This window comes from Kitasatospora sp. NPDC007106 (genome assembly GCF_040634455.1).
In the GTDB taxonomy this organism is placed as follows: domain Bacteria; phylum Actinomycetota; class Actinomycetes; order Streptomycetales; family Streptomycetaceae; genus Kitasatospora; species Kitasatospora arboriphila.
The window spans coordinates 1-3,652 of the sequence record NZ_JBEYFP010000609.1; the positions used below are offsets into that span (position 1 = coordinate 1).

The 3,652-nt window shown below is 72.3% G+C and carries 3 protein-coding genes; all 3 read right to left on the bottom strand.

The features are described 5' to 3' along the window. Positions 1 to 168: 168 nt before the first annotated feature. The gene (locus tag ABZ641_RS29355; protein ID WP_344628507.1) at positions 169 to 1,326 is read right to left on the bottom strand and encodes a ParA family protein; all 1,158 of its coding nucleotides are present in this window, start codon (positions 1,324 to 1,326) and stop codon (positions 169 to 171) included. A 371-nt stretch (positions 1,327 to 1,697) separates the two neighbouring features. Further along, a complete protein-coding gene (ald, locus tag ABZ641_RS29360; protein ID WP_344628508.1) occupies positions 1,698 to 2,813 on the bottom strand; it encodes an alanine dehydrogenase in 1,116 nt (371 codons plus the stop codon). A gap of 243 nt (positions 2,814 to 3,056) precedes the next feature. Beyond that, on the bottom strand, positions 3,057 to 3,652 hold a 596-nt coding region (locus tag ABZ641_RS29365; RefSeq protein ID WP_359986595.1), incomplete at its 5' end, for a tetratricopeptide repeat protein.

The following is a 3,652-nucleotide window of genomic DNA, read 5'->3' on the forward strand; positions in this document are numbered from 1 at the left end:
GCTGGGCGGCCTCGGTGGCGGCCCCGTCGGCGGCGGTGTCGCCGGCCGCGGCGGGCTGCTCGGCGGGCCGGGCGGTCTCCGGTCTGGTGGCCTCGGCCGACCGGCCCAGCGAGGGTGACAGGGCCATCCCCCCGGTGGTCCGGAACAGCTCGTCGGCTCCCGGGAGACTCACTCGGCGGGGCGGCACCGGTCGAGCACCTCCCTGGCGAGCTGGCGGTAGGCGGCGGCGCCGACCGAGTTGGTCGCGTACGTGGTGATCGGCTCGCCGGCCACGGTCGTCTCCGGGAACCTGACGGTGCGTCCGATGACGGTGTGGAAGACGTGCTCGCCGAAGGCCTCGACCACCCGGGCCAGCACCTCGCGGCTGTGCACCGTACGGGAGTCGTACATGGTGGCGAGGATGCCGTCGAGGCGCAGCTCCGGGTTGAGCCGCTCGCAGACCTTCTCGATGGTCTCGGTGAGCAGCGCGACGCCGCGCAGCGCGAAGAACTCGCACTCCAGCGGGACGATGACGCTGTGAGCCGCCGTCAGGGCGTTGACGGTGAGCAGGCCGAGCGAGGGCTGGCAGTCGATGATGACGTAGTCGTAGTCCGGCAGCAGCGGCTTGAGGGCGCGGGCGAGCGCGGACTCGCGGGCGACCTCGCTGACCAGCTGCACCTCGGCGGCCGACAGGTCGATGTTGGACGGCAGCAGGTCCATGCCGGGGACGGCGGTCTTCAGCAGGACCTCATCGGCCGTCAGGCCCCGCTCCATGAGCAGGTTGTAGACGGTGACGTCGAGTTCCATCGGGTTCACGCCGAGGCCGACGGAGAGGGCGCCCTGCGGGTCGAAGTCGACGAGCAGCACCCGGCGGCCGTACTCGGCCAGCGCCGCACCCAGGTTGATGGTCGACGTGGTCTTGCCGACGCCGCCCTTCTGGTTGCACATGGCGATGATCTGCGCGGGGCCGTGCTCGGCCACCGGCGCGGGGATCGGGAAGTACGGCAGCGGACGGCCGGTGGGGCCGACCCGCTCGCGGCGCTGCCGGGCGGCGTCGGGGGCCAGGGTGGCGGCGTACTCCGGGTCCGGCTCGTACTCGGCGTCCGGGTCGTCGTAGGGGCCGTAGCCCAGGTCGGCGTAGGAGAGGCCGTACGCGCCGAGCTCGGCGTCGTAGTCGGCGCCGGCGGCGGTGCCGCTCTGGCGCGCCTCGAAGGTGCGGACCGCGACCGAGCCGATCTCCGCCGTACCCACCGTCGCCGGCCGCGCGTACTCGTCGTGCGGCTGTCCGGCGGCGAGCTCCGCCAGTCCTGGCTGACCACCCCCGGGAGCAAATGTCGACTCATTCACAAGTCGTCTTACCTCCTTGGGCTTCCAGGACTCTATGTCGATACGTCAGCGTGGCAGCTTGCCGACGGTTTGCGACTCTAGGCCGTTCCAGGCGTTCGCAGCAACACAATCCACGGTAGTGGGCACGATGTGTCGGCTCCCCGACCACCCGCTGTCAAGGCTTGCGCGGGCCGGGAACCCTCACGATTCCGGGGTCGCCGCGCCCCCGCGGCGGGGTGACCCGCGGTGACCGGGTCCGCAGGGCGGGTGACACGTTGCACATGAATTGACATCACCCGTCCACCGGCCGGTCACCGGCCCGTGGGCGTGCGGGCGCGCCGAAGCCCCCGGCCCGAGGGGAGCGGGCCGGGGGCGACGGAGGTGCCGGCGCGTCAGGCGAGCACGGTCTCCAGGGAGACGGACTCCAGGTCGAAGGCGTCGGCGACGGCCTTGTAGGTGATCTGGCCCTCGTGCACGTTCAGACCCTTGGCCAGCGCGGCGTCGCGGCGCAGCGCGTCCTTCCAGCCGCGGTTGGCCAGCTCGACGATGTACGGCAGCGTCGCGTTGGTCAGCGCGTAGGTGGAGGTGTTCGGGACGGCGCCCGGCATGTTGGCCACGCAGTAGAAGACCGAGTTGTGGACCTGGAAGGTCGGCTCGGCGTGCGTGGTGGCACGGGAGTCCTCGAAGCAGCCGCCCTGGTCGATGGCGATGTCGACGAGCACGGAGCCCGGCTTCATGCGGGAGACCAGCTCGTTGGTGACGAGCTTCGGGGCCTTGGCGCCCGGGATCAGCACGGCGCCGATGACGAGGTCGGCCTCCAGGACGGCCTTCTCCAGCTCGAAGGAGTTGGAGGAGATGGCCTTCACCTTGGTGCCGAAGATCTTGTCGGCCTCGCGCAGCTTGTTGATGTCGCGGTCGAGCAGGGTGACGTCGTAGCCCATGCCGATGGCGATGGTGGCCGCGTGCCAGCCGGAGACGCCGCCGCCGATGACGACGCACTTCGCCGGGTGGGTGCCGGGCACGCCGCCGGGGAGCACGCCGCGGCCGCCGGCCGGGCGCATCAGGTGGTAGGAGCCGACCTGCGGGGCCAGCCGGCCCGCGACCTCGGACATCGGGGCGAGCAGCGGCAGGGCGCCGTTGGCGAGCTGCACGGTCTCGTAGGCGATCGCGGTGGTGCCGGAGGCGACCAGCGCCTCGGTGCCGGCGCGGTCGGCCGCCAGGTGCAGGTAGGTGAAGAGGGTCTGGCCCTTGCGGAGGCGGTGGTACTCCTCGGCGATGGGCTCCTTGACCTTCAGCAGGAGGTCGGCGGTCTCCCACACCTCGTCTGCCGTGGGGAGGATGGTGGCACCGGCGGCCACGTACTCCTCGTTGGGGATCGAGGAGCCGAGACCGGCGTTGTCCTCGATGAAGACCTCGTGTCCGTTGCGGACGAGCTCATGCACGCCGGCGGGCGTGATGGCCACGCGGTACTCGTGGTTCTTGACCTCGCGGGGGATGCCGACCTTCACGGCTAAACACGTCCCTCTTGCCTGGGGGTCCCGGCCGGGGGAAGACCGGCGGGCGGCGCGCACGGGGAAGGCCTCCGGAGAACGCCGGGGCACGGATCGCTGCGCGACTGCTGTCGAGTGTAATGAAGCCCAGCGGATCCGTCAGCCTTCCAAACTGAATAAATCAGCGGATCCGATTGGCAGGTTCGTAGGCTTGCACCTCGCTCCCGTGAACAAAGGCCCACGAATGCCGCATATCAGACACTACTCCGCAATGGGGTGATTCCACTCGCCTGCGAGCTGCTGCTGGAGGCGGTCCAGGGCAAGCGCCACAAGGGCTGCGCCCCGCTCGTCGCCGAGCCGCCGGAAGATCCCGAACGCCGCCCGGTACTCGCGCAGCGCCTCCTCGAAGCGGCGCTGCGCGGTGTGCGCCTCGGCGACCCGGGCCAGCAGCCGCGCCTCGGCCGGGGCATCGCCCGCCTCCTGGCGCAGGGCCAGCGCGCGCCCGTACGAATCTCCGGCGCGCACGGCGTCGCCGAGCGCCCGGTAGCACCCTCCCGCGCTCTCCAATGCGCGGGCGCACCCCGACTCGTCGCCCGCCGCCCTGGCCCGGTCGAGGGCGGCCCGGTACCGTTCGGCGGCCCGCTCCCAGCGGCCCGCGGCGGCCTGCAGGTCGCCCAGGTTGAGCAGTGCGGCGGCGGCCCGGCGGGGCGCCCCGGCCCGCTCGGCGACCTCCAGGACGAGTTCGTGCAGCCGGTGCAGGTCCGCCGGGACGGTGGCCGGGGTGAGCGGCAGGGCCCGCAGCAGGGCGCCGACCAGCCGGCCCGCCGCGCCCCCCGCCCCGGTGTGCAGGCGCGCCG